3 protein-coding genes are annotated in these 3,005 nt (G+C 35.6%); all 3 read left to right on the top strand.

What is annotated here, in order from left to right:
* The first annotated feature begins 427 nt into the window (after positions 1-427).
* Positions 428-1,195, top strand: coding sequence for a DUF6090 family protein (locus WBM49_RS12810; protein ID WP_424372444.1), 768 nt, complete (start codon positions 428-430; stop codon positions 1,193-1,195).
* 83 nt (positions 1,196-1,278) lie between these two features.
* Positions 1,279-2,325, top strand: coding sequence for a serine hydrolase domain-containing protein (locus tag WBM49_RS12805; RefSeq protein ID WP_424372443.1), 1,047 nt, complete (start codon positions 1,279-1,281; stop codon positions 2,323-2,325).
* A 191-nt stretch (positions 2,326-2,516) separates the two neighbouring features.
* A partial coding sequence (locus WBM49_RS12800) for a hypothetical protein (protein WP_424372442.1) occupies positions 2,517-3,005 on the top strand: 489 nt, incomplete at its 3' end.

The following is a 3,005-nucleotide window of genomic DNA, read 5'->3' as shown; positions in this document are numbered from 1 at the left end:
AATATGAACTTCGTCAGACATGCCCGACTGAATATTTTTAAACCCTGATAATATGATTATCAAGGCATTATGTTTTTAAAATACTGCCAAACTATGTTAAATCGATATAAATTTCATAACGAAGGTGCCTTATCTCAATGGTCTCATATTTGATGTGAAAATCACCTTTTGCATCATAATTGATATTCCTGCGACATAATTTTTAAACTCTCCTGAAACTTGACATATTAGGCCGCATAGCTCGTATGCCTTGCGTCAGCTACTGTATGACCTTTGTTTGAACTGAAATGGTTACCAAAGAAATTCGAAGGATCAAAAATTCAACGGCCGACCTGAAGTAAGGATATCGTAACTTTAAGTTCATTTTTTTTGTTAAAACCTGACTTTTTACTTTTATGAAAACAACTTTTTAAATCCATAAATTAATATGAAAATCTTCAGAAAAATACGGTTCCAACTTTTGGGTCACAATAAGACCAGAACGTACGTACTATATGCCGTAGGTGAAATTGTGCTGGTTGTGATCGGTATATTAATCGCCTTACAAATTGACAATTGGAACCAGGTCCGAAAAGATGACAACGCCTTAAAAGACTATTTGGTAAAAATCAAGTCACACACTTTAGAAGATCTGCGGAAACTAGAAGAGATAACGCAGGGAAGGACACAAATAGCCGATTACTGCAAAAAAGCCCGAATAAGTATCTTGGATAAGACAGAAGATGAGAATCTTATGCTTTTTATGGCCAGTGGTTATGCTTTCGCAGATTATTATTTCAAACCTAATACAGGTGGGTACGAAGCTTTGAAAAATTCCGAATATTTTGGAAAGATCAACAATACCCCACTGGATTCCCTGTTGGCCAACTACCATAGTTTAGTAGAAGTCATTGCCGAAAATGAGAAAAGTTATAACGATTATATGGTGAATCAAGAGGCCTATCTTTCTACCCAGTTTGATCTATCGCTAATTTTAGCTTCTGCCTTTGTGTCTCCAGACTCTTTAAAAATCAGAGCTACACCACAAGCCGAGTATGATGAGGCCTTTAAGCAATATACGGGGTCTATACCTTACCGAAACGTGATTAGTTTAGCAGCTTTTCAATTTGATAGCATGATCTATCAATACAATCAGTTGGCAGCTGTTGGACAAAGTATTATCAATGAAATAGATGTATTAATAACCAATAATTAATTTTTTTGACTGAAATGAAATTCAGGTAAAAAAATAATGACCTCTTTTAAAAAAGAGATTATATCATTTCATACCAATTAGTTATGAGCAAGAAACAATCAAAACGAATACTCAAAATCATATTTATTACAGCAAGCATCAGCTCCCTATTCTTCGTACCATGGATTTTGCTAAGAATACTGTTAACACCATTACCTGATACAGTTCAGGAACAAGTCAAGGATGCAATTGAATATGGATTGGACGGTATCATTGTTTATGTAGACCAGGCAGGGAAGTCACCTCAATTGTATGCCGCCGGCTGGCAGGATAGAAAAAACAAAATTCCTGCCAACCCGAAAGCCTTGTTCAGGATTGCCAGTATTAGCAAGTTATATGTTGCTGTTGCAGTCGCCAAATTGGTAAATGACAAACAGTTGTCTTTAGACAAAACGCTTGCCGATTATATACCGGAACTTGTGGGACACATTGAAAATGCCGATAAAATCACCTTGAGAATGATGGTGCAACATAGGAGTGGCATTCCCAACTACACCGACTATCCTGGTTTTTGGGAAAACGATTATTCGAAAAGCACTGAAGAATCGCTCGATTTGGTACTGGATACCCCTGCCGATTTTGAACCGGATAAAAAATATAGGTATTCAAATACCAATTATCTGTTGATCGGCCAAATCCTTGATAAAACACTGGGATATAGCCACCATCAATACATCAAACGGGAAATTTTAATGCCACATGAGCTGAACCATACTTACAGTTTACTTAGCCAGGTAGATCTAGACGAGGTGATGAGCGGGTATGACACAAGTTCTGATAACGATCTGAAATATAATGATTTTATAAGCCCTGCCGGCTCAATGGTGGCTACAGCGCAGGATTTGGGGATATTCTTGAGGGCCTTGAACGACGGCTCATTGCTAAATGATAATGAACAAGCTATCTATTCATCAATTTATGTATATGAACATACAGGATTATTACCAGGATATAGCAGTATTGCCAAGTATCACAAGGATATTGATGCGGTCGTTATTCAATTTGTAAGTACCAGTGGCGGAACCACCTGGAATGTATCGGAAATTGTAAATAGCCGAATTGTGAAAATTATGGAAAGGAAAAAAAGCTGATAACATTATGAACAGGTTTATCAAAAACGAGGCAACAATTAGTACAAATTTTACATCTTAATAAAAAATACGCCAATAAAGAACTATAAAAGTTAAACGAATATGTTAGAAAATCCGAAAGTAATCATCAAAATTAAACTTGCTGCCATGTGGACATTCATTAACAAACCTGAACCAATTTAGATTTAACTATGAGATTTATACTAACACTCTTTTTACTCACAACAATCTCTTGTACAAACAAGAACAAATCAATACAAATCGCAACAAGTATTGATAGAACTGAAAATTTTATTGCAGTTTTAGACACTATTTGGGAGAAAGAACAAACACCAATAGGATTAAGAGATTCTTTGATAACTATTTATGGGGCAGAATCTAAAGAAGCTGAAGTATATCAAAAAGAGTTTAGAAAAAATCACACTGGCAATATTAAAAAAATTAAAAAAATCCTTGACAACTATGGTTGGCCAGAACTGACACAAATAGGAGAACAGGGAAATAGAACGATTTGCAATGTACTACAACATGCTGATCAAGAAACTAGGGAACATTATATTCCTTTAATGAATCTGGCTGTGTTGGCCAAAAAATTAGAGCCAAGATATTTGGTCCGTGCTGAAGATAGAATTGCAACGGATAACAGTGAGTTACAAATCTATGGTGGACAAATTAAATAC

It is taken from the genome of Muriicola sp., assembly GCF_049669965.1.
Classification (GTDB): domain Bacteria; phylum Bacteroidota; class Bacteroidia; order Flavobacteriales; family Flavobacteriaceae; genus Muriicola.
Note: the sequence above shows the minus strand (reverse complement) of the source record. Positions and strands in the feature narration are given on the sequence as shown.

Coding starts and splice junctions, on each gene's coding strand:
- WBM49_RS12810 (WP_424372444.1), top strand. CDS start 428: ATGAAAATCTTCAGAAAAATACGGTTCCAACTTTTGGGTCACAATAAG.
- WBM49_RS12805 (WP_424372443.1), top strand. CDS start 1,279: ATGAGCAAGAAACAATCAAAACGAATACTCAAAATCATATTTATTACA.